13 protein-coding genes, 1 tRNA gene and 1 pseudogene are annotated in these 21757 nt (G+C 40.6%); 9 read left to right on the top strand and 6 right to left on the bottom strand.

Going from position 1 to position 21757, the window contains the following annotated elements:
* The first annotated feature begins 7 nt into the window (after positions 1–7).
* Positions 8–1567 carry a recombinase family protein gene (locus tag ABIN91_RS24865; RefSeq protein WP_348054535.1) on the top strand — a complete coding sequence of 520 codons (1560 nt, stop codon included), beginning with the start codon at positions 8–10 and terminating at the stop codon, positions 1565–1567.
* Here the strand turns inward: ABIN91_RS24865 and ABIN91_RS24860 are convergent.
* Both ABIN91_RS24860 and metG read right to left on the bottom strand, forming a co-directional pair.
* A tRNA-Arg gene (locus ABIN91_RS24860) sits at positions 1530–1601 on the bottom strand. The genes ABIN91_RS24865 and ABIN91_RS24860 overlap by 38 nt on opposite strands.
* 36 nt (positions 1602–1637) lie before the next feature.
* Positions 1638–3704 carry a methionine--tRNA ligase gene (metG, locus tag ABIN91_RS24855; protein WP_348054472.1) on the bottom strand — a complete coding sequence of 689 codons (2067 nt, stop codon included), beginning with the start codon at positions 3702–3704 and terminating at the stop codon, positions 1638–1640.
* Between the two features lie 169 nt (positions 3705–3873).
* Here metG and ABIN91_RS24850 point away from each other — a divergent pair, with 169 nt between their 5' ends.
* From ABIN91_RS24850 to ABIN91_RS24835, 4 genes and pseudogenes are all read left to right on the top strand, one after another.
* Positions 3874–4773, top strand: coding sequence for an LD-carboxypeptidase (locus tag ABIN91_RS24850; protein ID WP_348054470.1), 900 nt, complete (start codon positions 3874–3876; stop codon positions 4771–4773).
* Positions 4774–4775: 2 nt separating this feature from the next.
* Positions 4776–5183: a DoxX family protein gene (locus tag ABIN91_RS24845; protein ID WP_348054468.1), complete on the top strand. Its 408-nt coding sequence runs from the start codon at positions 4776–4778 to the stop codon at positions 5181–5183.
* A gap of 124 nt (positions 5184–5307) precedes the next feature.
* The gene (locus ABIN91_RS24840; RefSeq protein WP_348054467.1) at positions 5308–5715 is read left to right on the top strand and encodes a hypothetical protein; all 408 of its coding nucleotides are present in this window, start codon (positions 5308–5310) and stop codon (positions 5713–5715) included.
* Between the two features lie 41 nt (positions 5716–5756).
* A pseudogene (locus tag ABIN91_RS24835) lies at positions 5757–6548 on the top strand (IS3 family transposase); the annotation flags it as partial.
* A gap of 38 nt (positions 6549–6586) precedes the next feature.
* Here ABIN91_RS24835 and ABIN91_RS24830 read toward each other — a convergent pair.
* Together ABIN91_RS24830 and ABIN91_RS24825 are read right to left on the bottom strand one after the other, a co-directional pair.
* Positions 6587–8065: a RagB/SusD family nutrient uptake outer membrane protein gene (locus ABIN91_RS24830; RefSeq protein WP_348054465.1), complete on the bottom strand. Its 1479-nt coding sequence runs from the start codon at positions 8063–8065 to the stop codon at positions 6587–6589.
* Between the two features lie 23 nt (positions 8066–8088).
* Positions 8089–11145, bottom strand: coding sequence for a SusC/RagA family TonB-linked outer membrane protein (locus ABIN91_RS24825; protein ID WP_348054463.1), 3057 nt, complete (start codon positions 11143–11145; stop codon positions 8089–8091).
* A gap of 190 nt (positions 11146–11335) precedes the next feature.
* On the opposite strand from ABIN91_RS24825, the gene ABIN91_RS24820 reads away from it, so the two are divergent.
* The 3 genes from ABIN91_RS24820 (at position 11336) to ABIN91_RS24810 (ending at position 16231) form a co-directional block, all read left to right on the top strand.
* A complete protein-coding gene (locus ABIN91_RS24820; protein WP_348054461.1) occupies positions 11336–11668 on the top strand; it encodes a PadR family transcriptional regulator in 333 nt (110 codons plus the stop codon).
* A 32-nt stretch (positions 11669–11700) separates the two neighbouring features.
* Positions 11701–13356, top strand: a complete 1656-nt coding sequence (locus ABIN91_RS24815) for a PspC domain-containing protein (RefSeq protein ID WP_348054459.1) — start codon at positions 11701–11703, stop codon at positions 13354–13356.
* A 415-nt stretch (positions 13357–13771) separates the two neighbouring features.
* Positions 13772–16231, top strand: a complete 2460-nt coding sequence (locus ABIN91_RS24810) for an outer membrane beta-barrel family protein (RefSeq protein WP_348054457.1) — start codon at positions 13772–13774, stop codon at positions 16229–16231.
* 58 nt (positions 16232–16289) lie between these two features.
* Here the strand turns inward: ABIN91_RS24810 and ABIN91_RS24805 are convergent, their stop codons facing one another.
* Positions 16290–18791 (bottom strand): M14 metallopeptidase family protein, encoded by a 2502-nt coding sequence (locus ABIN91_RS24805; protein ID WP_348054455.1) that lies wholly within the window; start codon positions 18789–18791, stop codon positions 16290–16292.
* A gap of 137 nt (positions 18792–18928) precedes the next feature.
* On the opposite strand from ABIN91_RS24805, the gene recQ reads away from it, so the two are divergent.
* On the top strand, positions 18929–21073 hold the full coding sequence (recQ, locus tag ABIN91_RS24800; protein ID WP_348054453.1) for a DNA helicase RecQ: 2145 nt from the start codon (positions 18929–18931) through the stop codon (positions 21071–21073).
* On the opposite strand, the gene ABIN91_RS24795 is transcribed toward recQ, so the two are convergent.
* Positions 21070–21585, bottom strand: a complete 516-nt coding sequence (locus ABIN91_RS24795; protein WP_348054451.1) for a hypothetical protein — start codon at positions 21583–21585, stop codon at positions 21070–21072. The genes recQ and ABIN91_RS24795 overlap by 4 nt on opposite strands.
* Positions 21586–21757: the final 172 nt, after the last annotated feature.

Here is a 21757-nt window from a genome sequence, read left to right as displayed (position 1 = left end):
TAATTTTATGAAAAAAGCTATTCTTTATATCCGGGTCAGCACAGATGAGCAAGCTGATAAAGGATATTCGCAACGAGATCAGGACGAACGGCTCCATCGTTATTGTGAGCAAAATTCCATCCATGTCAGCCAGGTTATTTTTGAGGATCATTCTGCCAAAACCTTTATTCGCCCGGCATGGGTGGTCATGCTTTCTGAATTGAAAAAGAGTAAGGGTAAGGTGGATATGATATTGTTTACCAAATGGGATAGATTTAGCAGGAATGTCAGCGAATCCTATCAGATGATCGGCATCCTGCAAAAACTGAATGTACAGCCTATTTCTATAGAGCAACCTTTGGATATGTCCATCCCTGAAAGTAAAATGATGCTGGCGATATACCTGGCAGCATCCGAGGTTGATAATGACCGCCGGGCACTCAATGTATTTTATGGTATGCGCCGGGCAAAAAAAGAGGGTAGATGGATGGGCAGCGCTCCCGTTGGCTATCAGAATTTAACTACTCCGCAGGGACGAAAATATATAGCCCCTTATGAGAAAGAGGCGGCTATTATGAAATGGGTGTTTAAAGAAATTTCCAAAAATAGTTTTGCGCTGGAACAAATCAGAAAACAGGCAAATATGCTTGGTTTAAATAGCTCGCGTGCCAATTTTTGGCGTATGGTACGTAATCCCGTTTATTGTGGCAAGCTGATTATTAAAGAGCACAAAGGAGAGGAAGCTTATATAGTAGATGGTCAGCATGAGCCGTTAGTATCTGAATCTTTATTTTATGATGCGCAGGACATCCTTAACGGTAGAAAAAGACAAACAGCGGCTAAGATGGTGTCTTTGAAATCACTTCCTTTGAGAGGCTTTATAAGATGCTCTAATTGCCACAAGATGCTTACAGGTAGTTCTTCGAAAGGTAAGTACCATCATTACTACTATTATCATTGTGATTCGATGTGTGGTGTACGTCATAATGCAGTTAACACCAATGTGAAGTTTTTGGAAAAACTTCAGGAATGGGTAATCAATCCGGCCGCTGTGGAGCTTTTTAGGATGGTTGTAACCTCAGCGTACAAAAGTCGAACTAAAACCCAATTTAACGCCAAAGCAGAGGTTTTAAATGACCTTACGAAACAGAACGAAAAGATGGCGAAAGCACGCCGGTTACTGGTTGAAGAAGAAATTGATTCGGCAGATTATAAACTTATAAAAGTGGACTGTGAAGCTATAATAGTCCGTTTAGAAGCCAAATTGCAGGATATTTCGGAGCAAAAGATAATGCGGGTGGATATTGAAAAGTTAGTTGATAAGATCATTGAGAGTTTTTCAAAGCTTGATAAATTATTCGACAATGCAGATACAAAAAGGCAGAGGCATATATTGAGTTCACTTTTCCCCGAAAAACTCGATTTTGACGGGGCTGAACATCGAACTCCTAAGACCAATGTTTTAGCTGAAGTTATTTACCTGATAAACAACATGTTAGACAAAAAAAAGAACGGGAAAACACTCGACTTCGAGGTGCTTTCCCGTGAGGTGGTCCCGACGAGAATCGAACTCATATCTAGAGTTTAGGAAACTCCTATTCTATCCGTTGAACTACGGGACCATATTCTTATTTGCTGCAAAGGTGCAAATTATTCCGCTATCTCACAACCGAACCGTTGCTTGTAAAATTAAGCGGCGAAACAAAATTGAGCTTACCTGCCGAATCTTCAGCCATCAATATCATCCCTTGCGACATGATTCCTTTGATCTCTCTTGGCTCCAGGTTCACCAATATACTCACCTGCTGGCCAATAATACCCTCGGGTTCAAAATGCTCTGCAATGCCCGATACTACCGTGCGCTGGTCAATACCCGTATCAATGGTAAGCTTCATCAGCTTCTTGGTTTTGGCAACCTTTTCGGCGGTTAGTATAGTTCCTACACGTACGTCCATGGTCGCAAATTGGTCAAAGCTAATGTTTTGCTTGGCGGGGATAACCGGGGCTTCTACCTCAACCACGGGGCCTTCAATAGCTGCTTTTTTATCAACTAACTTTTGTATCTGGCGGGCTATTAAATCATCCTCAATCTTTTCAAATAATAATGATGATGGGTTTAGCTGATGGCCGTTCTTAAACACCAGTTCTTCATCAAAATGCACCACACCATTCGGCATATTCAACATATAGAATATCTTTTTAGCCGTTCCCGGTAAAAAAGGCTGCAAGCATGTTGCCAAATGGCCAATCAGCACCAAACAGTTATGCAAAGCATCTTTAGCCGCCTCCGGGTCAGTCTTAATAGTTTTCCAGGGCTCTTTTTCAGTCAGATAACGGTTACCCAAACGGGCAATTTCCATCATCGTTTGCTGTGCCTGTCTAAATTTATATCCCTCAAAGTTAGCTTCAAGTTCGTCATACAAAATACCGATCTCGTTGCTCAGGTTATCATCTGTAAAATTTACCGTATTGGTAGTTGCTTCAACCTTGCCCTCGTAAAACTTATGCATCAGTATCATCACCCGGTTCACAAAATTACCCAAAATAGCCACTAACTCGTTGTTAACACGGGCTTGGTAATCTTTCCAGGTAAACTCACTATCGCTGGTTTCGGGTGCAATAGCGGTCAGGTAATAGCGCAGTTCGTCAACCTTACCGGGCAGGTCTTCCAAATACTCATGCATCTCTACGCTCCAGCCACGGCTGGTACTCATTTTATCACCCTCAAGGTTCATAAACTCGTTGGCGGGTACGTTATCAGGCAATACAAAATCGCCATGCGCCTGCAACATTACCGGGAACACAATGCAATGGAAAACAATATTATCCTTACCAATAAAATGCACCAGCTTGCTTTCTTTATCCTGCCAGTACAGCTTCCAGTCTTTATTATGATCAATGGCCCATTGTTTGGTTGCCGATATATAGCCAATTGGTGCATCAAACCAAACATATAAAACTTTGCCATCGGCATCCTTCACCGGAACCTTAATGCCCCAATCCAGATCACGGGTTACCGCACGTGGGTGCAAACCGCCATCAATCCAGCTTTTGCATTGCCCGTAAACGGTAGCGCGCCAGTCTTTGGCGTGATCTTTCAATATCCATTCCTTCAACCAGCCTTCGTATTTATCCAAAGGTAAATACCAGTGTTTGGTTGGCTTTAGAACAGGCTTATTACCACTCAGGGTTGACCGTGGATTGATCAACTCCTCCGGACTTAACGATGTACCGCATCTCTCGCATTGATCACCATACGCGTTCTCGTTACCGCAATTAGGGCAGGTGCCAATAATATAACGGTCGGCCAAAAAGGCTTTTGCGTGCTCATCGTAATATTGGTCTTCTTCTTTCTCAACAAAAATGCCTTTGTCGTTAAGGTTAGTGAAAAAATCCTGGGCGGTTTGATGGTGCAATGGGTCGCTGGTACGGTGGTATATATCAAATGAGATACCTATCTGCTCAAAAGATTCTTTGATCAGCTTGTGATACTTATCTACTATTTCGCGTGGCGTGGTGTGCTCTTTCATCGCCTGGTTGGCAATTGCCGTACCATGCTCATCGCTTCCGCACACAAAAACAACATCGCGTTTTTGCAGGCGCAGGTAGCGCACATACAAATCTGCAGGTATATAGGCTCCGGCTAAATGGCCAAGGTGCTTGGGTCCATTGGCATACGGCAGCGCGGCAGTAATGGTATATCGTTTATAAGTTTTCGCTTCCAATTATTTAAACTGTATTTTTATAGTTTGGCAAAGATAATTATTTTGATTAGTCCGAAAGACCGGAAGACGGAAAGTCCGAAAGAAATAGGCTATATCCGAACGATTACTAACAAAAAACAAAAAACTTTCGGACTTTCGGTCTTTCCCGACTTCCGGACTAACGAATGAAATGAGCACAATTCCACCCTATCTAAAAAAAGGCGATAAAATTGCTATCACCTGTCCAGCTAAAAAACTTCCGTCGCCAATGACGGCCGCCATCGCGCTGTTAGAATCGTGGGGATTGGAAGTTGTGATTGGCGAAACCGTAACAGCCTCATACCACCAATTTGCCGGTGATGATAATTTGCGTGCCCGCGATATGCAGCGTTTTTTAGATGATGCTGGTATCAAGGCTATCATAGCTGCCCGGGGTGGTTACGGCACCATAAGGATGGTCGACAAGCTTGATTTCAGCAACTTTCAAAAACACCCCAAATGGATCATCGGCTTTAGCGATATCACAGTACTACACTCGCACATTGAAACCAATTTCGGTATTCAAACCATACATGGCCAAATGCCTGTTAATGTAGTTGAGGGTTCGGAAAAATCTTTAGAAACTTTGCGAAAAGCTTTATTTGGCGAGGATATTAGCTACCAATTCAAATCAAACGCTTTAAATCGTGAGGGTAAGTCCGAAGGTATTTTAATAGGGGGGAACCTCAGCTTGTTAGTAGCCGTTTCGGGTTCGGTGTCTGATATGGATTACGATGATAAGATCCTATTCATAGAAGATGTTGGCGAATATCTCTATTCTGTTGACCGGATGATGTACAATCTCAAGCGCGCTGGTAAACTCAAAAACCTTGCGGGATTAATTGTTGGAGGCTTTACCGAAATAAAAGATAATGATATCCCTTTCGGCCAAACCATTGAACAGATTGTAATGGACCTGGTTAAAGAATACAATTACCCCGTATGCTTTGACTTCCCCGCAGGGCATATTTCAGATAACCGGGCGCTAATATTTGGGCGGGAAGTAAACCTATCAATAAACCAAAGCGATACAACCATTAATTATATTTAAGTATGGCTATATTATCAAATTTAGGTAGTTACCGCAACACCGGATTATTCATTATCAGGGTGGGTTTAGGTGTAATGTTTGTTTTACACGGATATCCTAAATTGTTAGGAGGCCCCGATAAATGGGAGCAATTGGGCTCGGCAACCAAATACATAGGCATCCACTTTGCACCAACCTTTTGGGGCTTTATGGCCGCCTGTACCGAAACCTTTGGCGGCTTTTTGTTGGCGTTAGGCTTAGCTTTCAGGCCTGTATGTATTTTATTATTAATAACCCTTACCGTGGCCACGTTAATGCACCTGAATACGGGTGGCGGATTAGAGGAAGCCGCTCACGCTATTGAAGATGCTATTATATTTGCAGGTTTAATATTTGTTGGGCCGGGTAAATATAGTGTAGATAAAAAGTAAGAGATACTCTTTTACCAATCTAAAAGTGCAACAATAAAAAAGCCGCCTTACAATAAGTAAGGCGGCTTTTTATTTTAACTCGTTGTCTCGTCCTGAAATAAGTTGACACAAAAAGTGTTAACAAATGAAAGAACAGGAAGTTAAGAGTTACCAAAGGAAGACTCAAAGAGATTACAGTTTAGCGTTTAAACTGGAGATTGTAGACGCGGTAGAAAAAGGCGAACTCACGTACAAGCAAGCTCAATTACGTTATGGTATCCAAGGGCGGAGTACGGTATTGATTTGGTTGCGGAAACATGGTAGATTAGATTGGAAAGAATCCGAAGCCATGAAAAAGGACACACCCAATAAAAAGATCAGGGAACTGGAGAAAAAGCTTAAGCGGCTTGAGCAGGAGAAGGAAGTATTAAACCGGGCTATAGACATAGCGGACAGCCAGTTAAACACAGATATCCGAAAAAAGTACTTGAGCCTGTTGTCAGAAGCTACAGATCAGGCTCAAAGCAAGAACGGCGAACCGTTGGATTTGTAGCTAAAGTTTTAGGGTATAGCCGGCAATATTTTTATAAGCATTGCAAAGAGCAGGAACGCAGAACAGCGCAAGAATTACAGGTAAAACAACTTGTCGATAAGGAGCGAAAGATATTATCACGTTTAGGCGGAAGAAAGCTTCATCATCAGATCCGGGATAACCGGCAAGCCAGTCAGATCAAATTTGGAAGAGATAAGCTGTTTACGCTCTTAAGAAAGCACGGAATGCTTATTTTGCCTACGCGAAGGTATATTCAAACTACAATGTCAAGGCATTGGCTAAGAAAGTACCCTAACCTGGTTAAAGATATTGTTGTTAACTGGCCTGATGAGTTTTGGGTAAGTGATATTACTTATCTTAAAACTGATGAGGGAAACTGTTATTTGAATATGGTTACAGATGCTTATAGCAGAAAGATAATGGGTTACGCCATAGCAGATAACATGGAAGCAGCACAAATGAAGCAAGCTTTTAAAATGGCTATAATAAACAGGAAAAACAACCAGCATCCGTTGATCCATCACTCAGACCGGGGTCTACAATATTGCAGCGCAGAGTATGTAAGTATAGCAGACCGTCATCAGATAAAGATGAGCATGACAGAGAATGGCGATCCGTACGAAAATGCGCTGGCCGAGCGAATGAATAGAACTTTAAAAGAAGAGTTTGGTCTTGGTAATGTATTGAAATCTAAACTTCATGCTAAATTATTAACGGAAGAAGCCATAGATTTATACAATAATTACCGGCCACATTTATCTTTGAAGATGAAAACACCCGAAAGTGTTTATAAACAAAAATCCCAGTTACTTACGCAACTGGGACTATCGTAAATCCGTCAACTTATTTCAGGACGATTCACGTTTATTGATTAATTATAACCAGGGTTTTGTTTGATTGCAGGGTTAAATGTCAACTCACCTTGTGGATAAGGCAAATTAAATTTAAAGTCGCCAACAGCTAACGTAGCTATTGTTGAGGATGGAGGAGTACCTGATCCATCTGCGTTTTCACCATGTACGGCATCGCGTACTACAGGTTGGTTTAAACGTTTCAGATCCCAGAACCTGTCACCTTCAAACGCAAGTTCTAACCGTCTTTGCAGTAAAATTTCGTTAAGTAATGCTGTACCAGTTAAAGCAGCATCAACAGTAGATACGTACCCAGTATAGCGATTGCTTTTTAATAAAATTAGATCAGCAACTGCAGCAGGTATAGTGGCAGCACCATTTCTGTATTCTGCTTCCATTCTAGCTAATAACACTTCCGCAACTCTGATAGCTTTACCATCAACAACACCTGCTGGTGTACCTGCTCTGCCAGCATACTTGATGATGTGGTTTTGCATTACTCCGTTATAGGCGCTTGTACTGATATACGATGATTTTCTTACGTCAGTTGCTTGAAATAGACTGTTAAAGGTATAGTCAACAACATATTCAGATTTGATACCACCTGTAACAGCCTGATAATAGTTAACACCTTGCGTGTTCAAGTTATCTAAACTAGTGTTCTTAACTTTAAATAAAACCGCACCATCAGAAGCAGTTGCATCAGTCCAAATACCAGGGAAAAGAGCGATTGAAGGAATGGTAGAAGCAGTAGGTGTTGCACCGATAGCTCTTGTAGCAGCAGCTATACAGTTAGTATAATCACCCTTGTACAGGTATACTCTTGCTAACAAACCTGCAACAGCTTGCTTGTTCATGCGGATATTGGTTACACCACTACCCGTTGCACTAATTAAACCTTCAGCTTGCACAAGGTCAGCAATTACTTTATCGTAAAAACCTTTTAAAGGTTCGCTGGCTGGCATATTTGTAGCCGATGTTGTAGTAACATATGGCAAAGTATAATCTGCATCAGCGGCGTTTACATATATTTTGCTGTAAGCACGAGCCATATCAAAATAAACTAATCCTCTAACGGCTAAGGCTTGGCCCATAGCGTCGTTTTTAAACGTACCAGGAGTAAAACCGCCTATATTCTCTAAAATAGCATTTGCACGTCTTGTAATTGTATAACCGCCTGTAAACAATCCATATGTACTGGTTGAATTATAGGTCCATTGGTAATAAGTTTTCTGGCTTTGTCTTCCAGCCTGACTTAATACTAAGTTATCAGCTAAAACATCACCTAAGATGTTCCAGATACCGCCAACATAATAAGATCCTGAAGCTCTTAATCCTTGGTACATTCCGTTTACGTCGAATGTAACTGCCTGCTGATCAACAAAAGCTTGCTCGGTAGCAACCTGGTTATATGGATAAAGATCCAGTTTTGTTTTGCTACATCCTGCACCTAACACAAGCATAGTGCCCAATACAGCTGTATATAATATCTTTTTCATAAATTCTTTTATTTTAAATAGCCTTAAAATTTAACATCTATACCAAATGTATAACCTCTGATTGGTGGATACCCATACAACGCAAGGTTACCAGAGTAACTTGTGGTTTCACCAGCTTCAGAAACTTCTGGGTTGCCATGAAATTTCGTCCATATGGCAAGGTTAGTTCCTTGTGCAAATAATCTGATACCACCTACTAAACCAATTTTCTTAGTGTATTTGTTTTTTAAGGTATAACCTAAAGTTACATCTCTTAAAGATACGTAATCGCCTTTTTCTAAGAATTTAGTCGAGAAGTTTTCAGTTGCCTGGATTGGATCTGGTTTGCCAGTTGCTGGGTCAATAACCCTTGGATAAGGAGTAACATCACCTGGTTTTTTCCAATAGTTAGATGCTTCTGTAAACAAGTTACCTGTTACACTGCTGCTGCTAACTTCATCCATCCAAATTTGGTTATAAATATAGTTACCACCTGAGTAGTACAACCTTACAGAAAGATCAACTCCTTTATAACTCAAATCAGTACCAAAAGTACCATAATACTTAACGTTTGGAGATTTTCCACTCTGTATTTGAGATTGACCACCTGAAAAAGTTTTAGTTTCGGTACCGTCAATGTTATAATAAACTTCTCTACCATCGGTAGGATCTACACCTTTTTCATTAACAAGATAAAAAACGTTAATAGGCTCACCTATTTTAAGTTTATTTAAACCATTGGCTGATACTCCGGTTGCATTATCAGAGTAAAGCGCGGTAACTTTATTATCGTTATGGCTATAGTTAGCAGTTAAACTCCATTTAAAATCTTTCTGGCGGATAACAGTACCAGTTAAACTAAGCTCAATACCACTATTTTTAACAGCTCCAACGTTACCAACATATGAACTAAAACCAGTAGTGGTTGATACGTTAACGTTATAAAGCAGGTTTTTGTTCTCACGACTGTAATAATCTACCTCACCGGTAATTCTTGAATCAAGGAATCCAAATGTTAAACCTAAATCCTTTTGGTACGTAGTTTCCCAGGTTAAAGTAGGATTTGATAATTTAAGTGGGATAGCAACAGTTTGGTCGTTATACTTGCTTGTTAATGAGTATGTACCCAAAGCCTGGTATTCACCAATGTTGTTGTTACCTGATGTTCCGTATGAACCACGTAGTTTCAAATCGCTGATTACACTTGGTAAAGTCCAGAATTTCTCATTTTTCAAATCCCAAGCTAAACCAATTGACGAGAAGTTAGCAAATCTAACATCGGCACCAAAACGTGATGAACCATCACGGCGGAAACTTCCGGTTACATAGTAACGTTTGTCGTAATCATACGATAAGCTTGCAAAATAAGATATCAATGAAAATTGAGTTCTTGAAGTTGATGCAACGGTTGGAGTAGCTGCATTTTCTAAAGTAGTATAATTTTTTGAAGGAAATCCTCTTGCGGTAGCAGTAGAGTTATAAAATTCATCCTTATCATACTCATTACCAATTAAACCATTAAATGAATGTTTTCCAACTGTTTGGTTCCAGTTTGCAGTGTTAGTTATACTGGAAAAGAAATCAGTTTGATTTTGATCAGTCTTTTGGCTATAGCCTAATATATTAGATAAGTTTGAACCCGGCTGCAAGTAAGTTTGATACGCTAAGGTATTATAGTTAATAGCATATTGTGATTTCAATTTTAAATGCTTAAAAAAAGATGCCTCACCATAAAATGAACCAAATTGGTTTACCCTATCATAACTAACTGGGTTATTAACCGCACCTTCTAACGGAGAAAAACCTTGCCATGTTGAGTTATATGAACCATCATTTAAATAAGGTTGCTCGTATGGGTTAAAGAAATATAACGCACCACCGCTATTTTGGGTGTTATAATTCTCTCTTAAACGATTATCATGGGTGGCGGTTACACCAATGTTAGTTCCTACTTTAAACCATTCTTTAGCCTGATAAGTAACATTTAACCTACCACCTTTTCTGTTAAATTGAGAAAACCTTTCAACACCTGGGTTATCATTGATATTACCAGATAGATAGTAAGTCAATTTATCAGCACCACCCGATAACGAAACCTCGTGTGTTCTCATGGTAGCGGTTTGGAATAAATATTTTGCCCAATCACCAGCACCTCTGCTGATAGCTATATCCCATAAATTTTGTCTTGTAGCAGCAGGTATCCAGTTAATTTTAGTACCTGTAGCTTGCGCTGTTGCGGTAATGCCCCTGTTAGTCATCATTGAATCCAGAGTAGGGTTGGTATATTGCGCCTCATACTCATATTGTAATTTTTCTGCCGAGCTCATCAACTGAACATTTTTCAAAGCCTGGCGCTCTGTTTTACCAAAACGGAAAGAATAACGTAATTGCGGAGCGTTTGGTTTACCAGCTTTAGTAGTAACAACCAATACACCATTTGAACCACGCGAACCGTAGATAGAAACAGCGGCAGCATCTTTCAAAATACTAACGCTTTCAATATCATCAGGGTTGATCGCATTATAAGCTGCAGATTGTACCTGGATGCCATCAACAACGATCAATGGATCGGAACCAGCACTGATTGACCCAGTACCACGTATGCGGATAACACCGTTGCTACCTGGCCTTCCACTTGCACCTACTACCTGAACCCCAGGAGCGGTACCTTGCAAAAGCTGTGTAAATGATGCGATCGGTTTAGCTTCCAATTCTTTACCATCAACATTCGCGATAGCTCCAACAACATCTTTACGGGCAATTGTTTGGTAACCAACAACAACAACCTCGCTCAATGCTTTTGCATCCGGGTTTAAAGAAACGGAAATTTTAGATGATGAGCCTATAGCTACATCTTGTTGAACAAAGCTAACATATGAAAACCGAAGTTTAGTTGCTGTAGAGGGTACAGCAATACTATAAACACCATTAGCATTTGTTTGCGTACCAATTTGAGTTCCAACTACTTTAACAGATACACCCGGAAGTGGCAAACCATCTTCCTTTGACGTAACTGTACCTGTAATTGTTTTTCCTTGTGCAAAAACCTGGCTGGCACATAGCAGCAGGAAGCACAAACTTACGAGTAAAAGTTTTTTCATGTTCGTTAATAAATAAGATCAGTTAATAGTTAATTAATCATAAATGTAGGGTTAAGCTTTCTATTTTGCAATTAAAAAGTGAAAAATAATAATAATTGCAAAAAAATGACGAAACAATAAATAAAAAATATTTAAATAAATTTAGTACTATGTATTGCATAATACAATCTAAAACATATATCTTTGTATTATGATTATAGAGAACACACAAACCCAAATGCGGAAGGGTATACTTGAGTACTGTATCCTGTCCATCATATCAAAAGGAGAAACCTATGCATCAGATATTATTGCCGATCTAAAAAAATCGCAGATGCTGGTTGTTGAAGGAACCTTATATCCTTTACTCACCCGTTTAAAAAACAACGGCTTATTAACTTATAACTGGGTAGAGTCCACATCCGGGCCGCCACGCAAGTATTATGTACTCTCGCCCGAGGGCCGGGCGGTATTGGAGCAACTGGATAAAACCTGGCAAGAGCTATCCTTAGCGGTACAAACAGCGCTCGAAAACAGAAAATAATCAAACCACAAACATTATCAGTATAAAATATCATGAATAAAACCATCATAATCAACATAAACGGCATCGTTTTCCATATTGAGGAAGATGCCTACGAAATATTAAGGAGCTACATGACCGACGTGAAACGCCATTTCGCGAACGAAGAAGACAGTATTGAGATTACCACCGATATTGAAAACCGCATTGCCGAAATGTTTAGCGAAATATTAGCCCGCGAAAACAGGCCTGTTGTAATTACCATAGATGTTACTACGGTAATAAGCCAAATGGGTACCATAGAAGATTTTGAAACCGAAGCCGAGCAGCAGAATACTACCTATACAGAAAAGCAGTTTACCGATAACCGCAAGCTATTTCGCGATCCGGATGACCATTTGCTTGGTGGTGTGTGTGCCGGTGTAGCTAATTACTTTGATATTGATACCGTTTGGATACGCCTGGCATTTGCCATAACCACTTTTTTGGGCGGCAGTGGTGTTCTCGCTTACATTATATTATGGATCATTGTACCCAAAGCAACATCACGGGCCGATAGAATGGCCATGAAAGGCGAAAAGCTCGATTTAAAAGGCTTTGTAAAAAATTTTGAAGAAGAGGTTAAAAACGTACACCAAACTTTTAATAACGCAAGCCACAATGCCCGTCCCTTCGTATACAAGGTTCGCGATTTTATCAGTGATTTTTTTGATTACTTCAAATACTTTTTAAATGGTGCCGGCAGGGTTTTGTTAAAACTCATTGGTGTAGTTATACTAATGCTATGCCTCGGTTTCTCTATTTGTGCCATAGTAGGGTTAACCTTTTTTACAGCTCAGGGCCGTGATGTGTTTCATGTGTTCCCCTTCAGCGTAATTAATAATGGTTACAGCGATATTATTGCCTTTAGTACTTTTGCTGTTATAACTATTCCTTTACTGGCCATTATGCTGTCAACGCTAAGGGTGATATTCAACAGCAAAGTTATGGGCCGTTCAACCGGTTATACCATGTTAATATTATGGATAGTGGCCATAACTTTATTAGGATACTACTCATCAAAAGTAATTGCCGATTTTAAAGAAGAAGCATCGTTCAGCCAAACGGTAAACCTCAAAGCTCCGGCCAATAACACCTATTACCTTAAATTGAACGATGTTAAATACCTAAGTAAAGAGGATAGCATACAGCTTGATATTAACGACAAATTTAAAGGCCGTATCATTTTAAATGATGAAGACGAGGATGATAATCGCCACGAAACCCGCCCACAAAGTGTTAACATTTATATAGAAAGAAGTGATGTGCCCCAACCTGTACTGGTAGAATCATTCAGCGCGCGGGGTTATAGTAAAAAGCAAGCACTGGCAAATGCTACAAACAGCTCTTACTATTTTGCACAAAAGGATTCGGTATTAACATTCGACAGAACATTAAAAACACCTTTCAATGCTTTGTGGCGTAATCAGGAAGTAAAGCTCACCCTCAAAATACCTAAAAATGCCATTTTGGTTATTGATAGAAAACTGGAGCGATATGTAAACGACCTATCATTATGGGAATGTGCCAAAGCAAACAAAAATGAAAACGCGACAACCGCCACTTTTGTTATGACCAGCACCGGACTTGAATGCAAGGTTGATACCCTTGCTCAACCGGCATACAATTCAAACCCCGTAATTGATACTAATTCAAACCAACAACAATAGCTATGAAACAGCTACTCTTTATTAGCATAAGCCTTTCCGTTTTAACGGGTGGGCTTATGTTTAATCATTATCCGATAGATCCTGCTGCGGGTTTGCGTACCTATTGGTTTAAAAAAACCAAAAAGGGACTGCTTAGAGATAGCGCTTGTATAAACCCCCTACGTAATGCTATTGATAATTCTTTACACTTTATATCGTCCGGATTTTCGGGCAGATCATTGCCTTTCTAAAAAAATCAAATTAGTCTGTAACCAAATACTCACTGATAGCATCTTAGTAATATATCCCGAAAAGGTATAACATTGATTAAGCTCTTACTTCCGGTTTGAGCAAATAACTAAACAAATAAAACAACATTCCTAAAAAGGCCTTAAAACCCTTTGCAGGATAACTATTGCCCAAATTTAACCAAACCATGAAAACACTTTACAATATATTATACACTACACTTGCAGTATTTGCCTTGTTGCAAACTTCCGTGGCATGGGCCCAAGTGGCTAAACCGAATGTCCAAATCTCAGGTAGCGTGCTTGATGAAAAAGGCAACACCATGCCCTTCGCTACCATAGGATTATTAAAAGCCAAAGATTCATCTTTAGTAAAAGGCGCCATTACTACCGAAAACGGCAGTTACAAGTTTGAACGCGTAAATCAGGGATCTTATATAGTGCGCGTTAACGTTATGGGATATACCAAAACTAACAGTAAACCGATAAACGTTAATGCGGACGCTACAGATATTAAGGTACCTGTTATTAAATTAAGCAGCAGCAGTAAGGCATTAAAGGAAGTAAACATAACATCCAACAAGCCATTAATTGAACGCAAGTTCGATCGTACGATAATGAACGTGGAAAACAGCGTTCTGGCAGCAGGTAATTCAGCTTTAGAGATTTTAGAACGAGCTCCCGGCGTTACTATTGATAAGGACGATAACATTAGCCTGAAAGGTAAGCAGGGCGTTACTGTAATGCTTGATGGTAAGTTGACCTACCTTTCATCAGCGCAACTGGCAACATTATTACGCTCAACTGATGGTAATACCATTCAATCTATCGAGATCATCACCAACCCATCAGCAAAATACGATGCATCGGGTAATTCAGGTATCATCAACATCAAACTAAAAAAGAATAAAATGGCTGGCACCAATGGTAGTCTGTCTTTATCAGGAGGTTTGGGTACCTATTTCAAAAGCAGCGAGTCGTTATCCTTAAACCATAAAGATGGAAAGGTAAACATCTTCGGGAGCTACAGTCATGGCAACAGGGAGCGCGCTAACAATTTTCAGCTCAATAGGTTGGTTGATAGCGCTACCAAAACAACCTATTTTACACAACACACCTTTATGGGGCAGAAGCCATATAACAATAATTACAGGTTTGGTATTGATTATGATATAACTAAAAAGAATACCATTGGCTTTTTAGTGAACGGATACTTTAATGGCGAGCATAACTATAATGATAATAACACTTTAATAGGTGATCAGCCGAATGTGATCCAATCGCACCAGTACACCTATTCACAGGTTGATCAAAGCTATACCAACTTTGCTTTAAACCTGAATGACAAGTATCAGATAGACACCGCCGGACAAGAGCTTTCTTTTGATATTGATTATTCAAAATTCAACAATAACAACAATGCCCATTACGATACTTATTTTTATACACCAGCGGGCGTGCAGCAATTCCCACCGGCATTCATCCGCAATCAAAGCCCCTCAACTATAACCATCAATACCGAAAAACTGGACTATGCCTATCCTTTAACTAAAACTTTAAAGTTAGAAGCAGGCTTTAAAACAAGCAATGTAAAAACTGATAATGATTTGCAGGCACAGTTATTAAAAAGCGGTACCTGGATAAACGATACGTCAAGAACAAACCGCTTTGTTTATAACGAGCAAATTATAGCTGGGTATTTTAACCTGGCTAAAGAGTTTAAAAAAACATCGGTTCAGGTTGGTTTAAGGACAGAGCATACAACTTCAAACGGCGATCTGATAAGTCGTAACGGTGTGCCGGTTATCCGCAAATATCTCGACCTGTTTCCAAGCTTATTCATTAACCAAACCCTTTCGCCTAAAAACGAAGTGAGTTTTTCTTACAGCCGCCGTATTGACAGGCCGGGATATGATGATTTAAACCCTTTTGTGTTTTATTTAGATCAATATACCTATAGCCAGGGTAACCCATTTTTAAATCCACAATACACACACTCTTTCGAGTTTAACTATACTTATAATAAAGCTATAAATGTTACCTTAAGCTACAGCCATACCAGTGATGCTATCACCGAGATCATTTTGACCGATACACTTGCGAAATCAACACATCAAACCAGGTTAAACCTGCAAAGCCAAAATGCATATAACATCAACGTTTACGCACCGTACACTATTAGCAAATGGTGGAACGGTAATGTTAGCCTGATCACTTATTATATCAACTTTAAATCAAACGATTTGGCTGGTGGTAATTTGGACGATGGCAAAGCCGCCTTCCAGCTAAAAACCACGCAAACGTTCTTACTAAGCAAAACATTTAAAGCCGAGGTGGCTACTAATTATCAATCGCCACAAACCTATGGTATTTATAAAATTGAACAGCGTTATTCTGCTGATGCCGGACTAAGCAAATCCTTCATGGAAAAGAAGTTGAATATCAAGTTTTCGGTAAGCGATGTTTTTAACACCAACAGAAACAGGTTGAGCAGCCGCTACCAAAGTGTAAACTTTGACCTGAATCAGAAAAACGAAAGCCGTGTGGGGCGCTTAACGCTAACCTACAACTTTGGTAATGCCAAAATTAAAATGCGCCAGCACTCAACAAATTCGGATGAAAAAAACAGGGTAAAAGGTGGCAATTGATCCTTGATCTAAAATAATACCAGCCCCCTTCTCTAAAAGGGAGAAAGGGATTGGTATTTTACTGTCCAACCATAAACACGGCATTACTGAACAGCAGCTTGCCATTTTCCCAAAAGCTACGGAACAGCGGGTCGTCCGTTAAATAAACTATCGAGCCACGGCCCAATGTTTGTACACCAAATAACAAACCATCATTCAGCTTTTCCCTGGTTTTTTGACCAACAAAACCCGAAACATAAGCTCCCTTTTTAAGCGTACCCACATTCCAGCCATCATCGCCCAAATAATCATAAAGTTGATCGTTCAATTTAAGGTCATAGTAATATCCGGGCAAACCGAAACCTAACGGATGTGTACTATCAATGTTAACCTTATAAATAGCGCCGGGGATACTGCTTTTAATGGCATCACGGTCACGCGCTTCATAAATCTTCATGCTGGCGCTTTTCTTATCGGCATCAGCCTTCTCGTCTTTTTTAACTTCCTTTTGTTTAATGTTGAAGCCCTTTTTATCAACCAGTATATTAATGGTGCTTTCCATCGCGATCAGCTTACCACCATCCCGAACCCAGCTTTGCAACTTATCAAACGGAATTTCATCATAATTGCCGTCCGGAAAGATAGCCACGTCAAAATCGCTCCATTTAATACGGTTCAGATCCTGCGATCGGATAATGGTTACCGGGTAACCGATTTGCTGCTCAAACAACTGCCAAATTTCACCCATACTGCCCGATGATACGCCATCGCCGGCAACCAGCATAATATTAGGCTTGCTGATATACCGGATCTGCGCCGAACCCAGATCGGCGCCTTTATCAACAAAACCAGATAACAGCGGTGTAATATTGCGGTTAAACTGGCGGGCTATCTTCAACACCAGATCGTCAAAATTCTTTTGCTTGTTACCATTAAGCGCTATAATGAGCGAACCTGCATCAAACTTACTTCCACCGGTTTCAAATGCTGTTTCGGAGTAGCGTACCTTAATATTCTGTTTAAGCAACGCGGCCAAAAACTTAACATCTTCCAGCGATTTCCATGCACAGGCATAAGCATACACATGTGAAGGGTATACATTGGCGTCGCTTATCATAGGCCTATCAGTCTTAAGCATTTTAACGCTCTGTTTTAAGCCATATGTTTTTAAACCATACGCGTAAGGCAATGCCCAGGCAGTAATATCATATGTGTTTGAATCGGCTATAAATGTTTTAGGCTCAAAAAGCACGTTGAGTAAAACTGCTTTAGGCTGATGCGCGTCAATCACCATATCACTACCGGCAACGCTAAAGTTTTCCTTAGTTCCCGAAAAGTAATTATAGCCAGATAACTGTTTAGCCGTTTGGCCAAAGCTGTATTGGATGCCATTCCTATCCAATAACAGTTTCAAAGCATTTATCTTATCCCAGTTATCATTTTTCACAATATAGCTCATATACTCACCAGGAGGCGTAGTGCGGCTGTTATCATAAAACTTTTTGAACTCACTGATCAACTTTGCCGAATGGAGCGATGCCATTTCAATGGTACTTAAACCAGTAATGTGGTGATGTGCAATCCTGTCATCCAGGGTTAAAGTATCCCCGTCTGATGTTTGCACCGCTAAACCGCCGCGTATACCGCCCTGCTCATAGGTCATCCCGATGGAGCCATTATATAAAGGATAGGTATCACCGTATGATGGATAAAGTAGGTCAAACTCTTGCTTCGTAAAATACAGCCAGCCATTCTGGTCAAAATATTTGGCATTATTGTGTCCTATCAAATTTTGAAACACCTTTTGCCATGGCGTGATCACCCGGTGAAAGGGCTCGGCCGCGGGGGCAAAATAATAAGGCGCATTATATCCTTGCTCGTGGTAATCAACATGGATCTGTGGCAGCCATTGGTTAAACAGAGCCAGGCGTTCTTGCGATTCTTTTTGCGTTTGCCATGCCCAGTCGCGGTTCAAATCAAAGTAATAATGGTTTACGCGCCCCCCCGGCCAGGGTTCCATATGCTCTCGCGATGATGGATTAGCATCCGGAGCAGCACTCCGTACCGGGTTGTAAAAGTTTACATAACGGTCGCGCCCGTCGGGATTGATACAGGGATCTATCACCACCACCGTATTTTTTAACCAAGCTTTAGTTTTAGCGTTGGCCGGGTCAACCAGATCATATAGCGTTAACATAGCCGCCTCGCTCGAGCTTGGCTCGTTACCGTGAACGTTATAGCTTAACCAAACAATTGCCTGGGTATTCACATCAGCGGTGCCGCTTTCTATGCCGCTTAAACGCAGGTTATTGTGCCTGATGGCTTCAAGACTGTTGATGTTTTCGTTGGATGCGATAAAGGCGGCTATCAACGGCCTGCCTTCGTTAGTTGTGCCATACTGCTGTAATTTCACATTTTTTGAAACTTGCGCGATATATTTAAAATACTCAACAATGCGGTAATGATAGGTAAACTGATCGCCAAGTTTATAACCCAGAAACTCCGATGGTGACTGAATTTTTTGAGCAAAAGCGTTAACAGAAAAGCAGACAGCAATTATAAGGGCAAAAAAGTTCTTCATGTATTTGATATCAATAAGCTAATCTAAAAAAGAATTGTCAATTAGGGTTAGGGCGCCTACAGAAATATTATATCTACAATACTATTTTTACTAATTTATTTAGCACTTATTAATACCTTTACATTGATAATAACACCATGACAACCCAACAGGCATTACATCAGTATTTTGGCTACAGCGAGTTTCGCCACGAGCAGGAAGAGATAATCAACCATCTTTTACACCAAAAAGATGCCATGGTATTGATGCCTACCGGAGGCGGAAAATCCATCTGCTACCAATTGCCTGCTGTTATGTTCGATGGCTTAACGGTTGTGATATCGCCATTGATCGCGCTGATGAAAGACCAGGTTGATGCCCTGAATATTAATGGTATCAACGCGGCCTTTTTAAACTCATCCCAATCAGATAACGAGCAGCGCGAAATTATCAAACAGCTTAAAGCTAAACAGATCAAGCTACTTTATTTGGCTCCCGAGCGTTTATTCAGCTCCGAAAGCCGCCTGATCGATTTCCTGAAAACCCTAAAGGTTTCGCTTATCGCGATAGATGAGGCTCACTGTATCTCGCATTGGGGGCATGATTTTCGTCCGGAGTATCTGATGCTGTCCGGATTGAAATTGTCATTTCCAACCATTCCGGTTATCGCTTTAACTGCTACGGCAGATAAGATCACCCGTAAGGATATTCTCGATAAACTCAACCTGAATAACCCTCGCGAGTTTGTATCATCTTTCGACAGGAAGAACATCAATTACCGCATCGCGCCTAAAAAGAACAGCTTTAGTCAGCTACTTTCCTTTTTGGATGAGCATAAAGATGATTCGGGTATTATCTATTGCTTATCGCGACAATCAACCGAAAACCTCGCTTCAGAACTCCGCAACCAAGGCTACTCGGCGCAAGCTTATAATGCGGGCATGGATAAAAAAATTAAGGATCAAAACCAGGAAGCCTTTTTGCGCGATGAGATCAAGATCATTGTAGCTACGGTTGCCTTTGGTATGGGTATCAATAAATCAAACGTGCGCTATGTGGTGCACATGGACTTGCCCAAAAACATTGAAGGCTATTACCAGGAAACCGGAAGAGCCGGTCGGGATGGTTTGCCAAGCAAGGCACTGCTATTCTTTTCATACGGCGATGCCGAAAAATTAAAAGGCTTTGCCAAAGTTGAAGGCAACGAAGAGCAAAGCCGCATCATGCTCAAAAAGCTGGACGATATGGTCCGCTTTTGCCAGTTGCAAACCTGCCGTCGCCAGTATCTCTTAAAATACTTCGACGAGGATTCAGCATCAGATTGCGGCTCATGTGATGTTTGCCTGAGTGATTACGAAAAAATTGATGGTACCATCATCGCCCAAAAAGTATTCTCGGCCATATCCCGTTTAGGCGAAAGCTTTGGAATGGGTTACCTGATCGATTTTTTACGCGGCTCAAAAAACGACAAGATACGTGATCATCATAAGCAACTTAAAACCTATGGCATTGGTGCCGATATTAGTAAAAGCGATTGGCAGCAATATATTCGCGAACTAATGGCTCGTGATTATATCCGCAGTGAGGGCGACCCTTACCCGATACTCAAACTTAATCCATCTGCATCAGATGTATTAAAGGGCTTGCAAACCGTACAACTTATTAAAACCCAAACCATACACCATGAGCAAGCCGCCGAGGCTATACCATACGAAGCAGGTTTGCTGATAGAATTAAAGAGCATCCGTACCCAAATTGCCATGCGCGAAAATGTACCGGCTTATGTTATTTTATCAGATGCTACGCTGATTGAAATAGCAACTTACTTACCTGCCGACTTAATGGAGTTGAGGCAAATATCCGGCTTTGGCGATGTGAAGCTGCAACGTTATGGCGATGAATTTAGCGGTGCTGTTGCAAGCTACTGCAAGCAATATGATTTATCATCCCGCATCAGCAAAAAAGCGGCTAAGCGGGAACGGAAAGTTAAAACCACCGTCGCAGTAAATTCAAAAAAGATCGAAAGCTTGAACTTATACCGGTCGGGATTAAGCATTCCCGAGATCGCTCAGAAGCGAAGCTTATCGCCCATCACCATCGAATCGCACTTATGCGAATTTGTTAAAACAGGCGATCTGGATGTATCCGAACTGGTTAACGAGAGCAAGATGCGCACCATTATGGATACTGTAGAAAGTTATGGTTACGAAAGACTGGCCCCTCTAAAAGAAATATTAGGCGAAAACTTTTCGTATACCGAGATCAAGGCCGTAGTATCATGGATGCAACGCGAAACCGCTTAACACTCCCAGGCAATATTTTCGATGATCTTACCTATACCGAAAGGCACTGAATGTTCATTCCTTTCCGTACGCTTACTTTCATGATCAAAACCTAACTGGTGGCACCATTCGTGTGCCAAATGGCCCACATATTGAGCCATCGATAAGTTATTTACCCAATTACGGTAAGTATAGATCAGATCCCCACCCGGACTGGTGTAACCTAACGCGTCTATATCTTTACCGGGCAATACCGCAACCTTCATATCAATTTGTTCGGCGGTGTCATCAGAAACGGATGAACGCGTAATAATTTCGTAAACCTGCCTGTTGGAGTAGGGTTTATCTATCCAGTTACCCAAAAATGATTTGCGGTAATGAAACCTGTATAGGCCATCGGTTGTAAAACGCAAAACACGCTCTTTAAATTTATCATGATTAACAACCTTGATCAAAAGCTGTTGTGCTTCCTCAATTCTTTTGAGTTCGTCTGTGTTAAAGCCTTTAGTGGCATCAATGTTAACCTTTATCATAGCGGCAAGTGTTAAATGAGTTTCTAAACCTTATACAATACAAAAATACCACCATTTTATTGCGAATTTACATACCAGAACGTAGGTTTTAGAAAAAATATTCCAAACTAAAACCAAATCCATTACCATATTTTTAATTTAGGCCGCTTAATTTAAAATAATTACAATTTCT

The sequence above is a fragment of the Mucilaginibacter sp. genome (genome assembly GCF_039921305.1).
Classification (GTDB): domain Bacteria; phylum Bacteroidota; class Bacteroidia; order Sphingobacteriales; family Sphingobacteriaceae; genus Mucilaginibacter.
Note: the sequence above shows the minus strand (reverse complement) of the source record. Positions and strands in the feature narration are given on the sequence as shown.